The 2,881-nt window shown below is 64.1% G+C and carries 3 protein-coding genes; all 3 read right to left on the reverse strand.

What is annotated here, in order from left to right:
- Positions 1 to 675: 675 nt before the first annotated feature.
- From Cco03nite_RS41745 to Cco03nite_RS41755, 3 genes are read right to left on the reverse strand one after another with little or no spacing between them, the layout of a single operon-like run.
- Entirely contained in the window at positions 676 to 1,107 is a 432-nt protein-coding gene (locus Cco03nite_RS41745) for an NUDIX hydrolase (protein WP_203699593.1), read from the reverse strand.
- Entirely contained in the window at positions 1,104 to 1,949 is an 846-nt protein-coding gene (locus Cco03nite_RS41750) for a hypothetical protein (RefSeq protein WP_239168092.1), read from the reverse strand. Before Cco03nite_RS41750 ends, Cco03nite_RS41745 begins: the two co-directional genes overlap by 4 nt.
- The gene (locus tag Cco03nite_RS41755; protein ID WP_203699594.1) at positions 1,949 to 2,725 is read right to left on the reverse strand and encodes a GntR family transcriptional regulator; all 777 of its coding nucleotides are present in this window, start codon (positions 2,723 to 2,725) and stop codon (positions 1,949 to 1,951) included. Before Cco03nite_RS41755 ends, Cco03nite_RS41750 begins: the two co-directional genes overlap by 1 nt.
- Positions 2,726 to 2,881: the final 156 nt, after the last annotated feature.

Below are 2,881 nucleotides of genomic sequence, written 5' to 3' on the forward strand. Positions count from 1 at the left end.
TTTGCCCGGGTCGATGGTGGGCGGGGTGCGACTCCCCGGAGCCCGAGGTTGAGGGGTTGACTTTGACTTTTGCCTTGGAGACATCGAATGGCACGGGTGTGACGCCGGCGGGAGCTGCGGTCAGTTAGTCCGTCTGACGTGCGAAACTGGATCATAAAACCATATAAATGATCCTTGTCGAGGTGATCATCCTGTCGACAAAAGATCATTTCCATTCGCTGAGCGGTCGTCGTCTTGATCACCGGCGTTCTCGATGCTCGTCGGCGTCGGCCAGGTCATCAACGTCGGCCGGCGTTTTCGCCCGCATCTGATCAAGCGCTGACCTTCGGCAACTCATGCTGCGGCTTGGTCGATCCATGCATGGAGGTGCCGGTGCCGTCATCTGTCGTGCTGGCCGGGCTCCGGGCGGCGCGGCCGGAGGCATGCGCGCCGCCCGGGTAAGTCCGGCCAGGCGCGGCCCGCTTGCGGGCCGCCTTGACCTCGTATGGAAAGTTTCGACACATGCCGATGGCGTGGGGGCTGACGGCAGGCAAGCGACGTAATCGGGATGCGGTGGGAGATCGCATGGCTGAACCGTTGCGGCTGCTGGTCTTGGCGTCGGTGTTGCGTCGTGGTGGTGTCGGTGTGGCTTCGCACGCTGGTGTCGTCACGCACCGCTCAGCGTTGCCCGCCGCGTCAAAGGAGGTTCACGCCATCGTGCTGGCGGATGCGGGGGATGCGGGTGTCACCGTAGACGGCATCGGTGATGCGGACCGCGAACGCCTCTGGCATGCGCTCCTTCACCTGAGCAACTGTCCACCATTCGACGGCGGCGGACTCCTCGGTGGGAGCCGGTTCGCCACCGAAGGCCTGGGCGGCGAAGACCAGGGCGACGACGCCGAGTTTCATGTTCTTGTAGACGCCGGTCAGCCGCAGTGCATGCACCCTGACACCGGTCTCCTCTAGCACCTCACGGCACATGCCGTCTTCGATAGCCTCGCCTAGCTCGAGTACGCCTCCGGGTAACTGCCATGCGCCGGTGTCGCGACGTTGGATGACCAGTACGCGGCCGTGATCGTCGGTGACGACTCCGGCAACGCTGACGGAGTGGCGCGGCAGCTCGGTCATTGGTTCTCCTCGTCGAACAGGCAGAGAGCAACGGTGGCGTCATCGTGTCGCTTGTAGCGGGGTCGTTCGTAGCCGTCGCTGTCGGCGTTCTCTGCATGACGGACCTGGCGAATCAGCTCCTGGGGTCCATGCTCGGTGATGAGATCGAGTAAACCGCGCCAGCTGTACAGGTCAAAGGTGTCGACTGCGCATGAGGCCCCGTCGGTTAGCAGCGCCGCCCGGCGCACCGCTCGGGGGCCAGTTAGGGGCAGCCGGCCGGTGATGGCGTGTTCCGCCGCGACCGGCTCAGCCGCAGCTATCCAGTAGCCCTCGGGAGTGTTGGTCAGCAGTCGCTTTCGGTCAGCTGCCACACGGAGACGCGCTGCGTGTTCCTCGGAATCGATCGCCACGTCACCGATTAGTGCCTCTTCGCGGATGCGTTTGATCACCCGTTCGAACCGCTTGTCAGCGAGCACCGTGGTCACTGTGCCCCTGTCAACGACGAGAGGACTGTCGCACAGGATCAGGTACTCAAGCTCGTACTCGGTCTCGCGCACCAAGCACACGGTGGCTGCGGGTGTGCTCGGGTTACTCAGGTCGCAATCGGGGTGATCGAGCGTGACTCGTTTGATGGCCGATCCGAGAAGCCTGGTCAACGGCACCGCGGGCGAGTCATTGATGGCAGCCTTTAGGTGCGTCACAAGCTGCCGGACGTACCAGGCGGGGCCGTGCTCGCAGCCGGTCTCTAGGTCCTTCGGGGCGGTCACCCCGTCGAGGACACCAACCACGGACTGGTAGTGGAAGACCTGGTCCTCGTTGGCGGGGCGACCGGGAGCCGCCTCCGTCGCCATGGTGACGCGCATCAGGCGTCCTGCTCGTGCGTTGGGTCGTCCCACTCGTAGTGCAGCTTCCAGAGGTGGCCCGTCATTACGTGCATGCACACCTCGATGGGGTGGTCATGCGAGTACGCGACATGGCAGATCTCGAACACTGGTTGCGTGGGCTCGAGCTCCAACGTCCGCTGCTCGTCGTCCGTGGGCATACGCACCGTGACGTCCTCGGCGAACCTCGTCACCGGATGGCCGGCGTCGGCCAGTCGGCCGTAGGAACCGCCCCGACCCGCATTCTCCTTGAACAGGTCGGCGATGCCTTCGGCGACTCGCCAAGGGATGTATGAGTCCGCGATCTGGATCGGCTCGCCGTCGGCATACAAGATCCGGCTGCGCAGTAGCGTCAGCTCGCCTTCGGCCAGCCCAAGAATCTCCGCCACAGCTGGAGGCGGTGTCGCCTGGCCGATCTCTCGGTACGTGGTGCTGGACTTCAGCGCGTGACGGCTGACCTCCACCTCACCTGCGCCGGTGCCCTGGTTGCGTGCCGCGTATCGCTTCTTAGCGTCACGAAAGATAGTGGGCAGTGAGCGAACGACGGTTCCCGCCCCACGGCGCACCTTGATCTCGCCGGTGTTGCGCAGGATGACCAACGCCTTGTTAACGGTCGGGCGTGACACCCCCAGCTCGTCGGCAAGTCGGTCTTCGCTGGGCAGCGCAGCGCCAGCGGGGTATGTGCCGTCAGCAATGCGGCGGCGGACCAGGCCGGCAATCTGCGCGTACTGCGACCGCGAGGTCTCGATCGTCGTCATCAAAACTCCTGCTCGTAGTACGTCTTACCAAGGGTATGCCCTGGCCGGACCGAAGAGAACCGCTGGATGGCACGTATTGCGTCTTGCGTGTCGCCTAGGTTCCACGTTACGCTCGACGCAAGATGTAATACGTATCGCTGAGGAGGCGAGATGCTC

The organism is Catellatospora coxensis (assembly GCF_016862635.1).
Lineage (GTDB): Bacteria > Actinomycetota > Actinomycetes > Mycobacteriales > Micromonosporaceae > Catellatospora > Catellatospora coxensis.

Coding starts and splice junctions, on each gene's coding strand:
- Cco03nite_RS41745 (WP_203699593.1), bottom strand. CDS start 1,107: ATGACCGAGCTGCCGCGCCACTCCGTCAGCGTTGCCGGAGTCGTCACC.
- Cco03nite_RS41750 (WP_239168092.1), bottom strand. CDS start 1,949: ATGCGCGTCACCATGGCGACGGAGGCGGCTCCCGGTCGCCCCGCCAAC.
- Cco03nite_RS41755 (WP_203699594.1), bottom strand. CDS start 2,725: ATGACGACGATCGAGACCTCGCGGTCGCAGTACGCGCAGATTGCCGGC.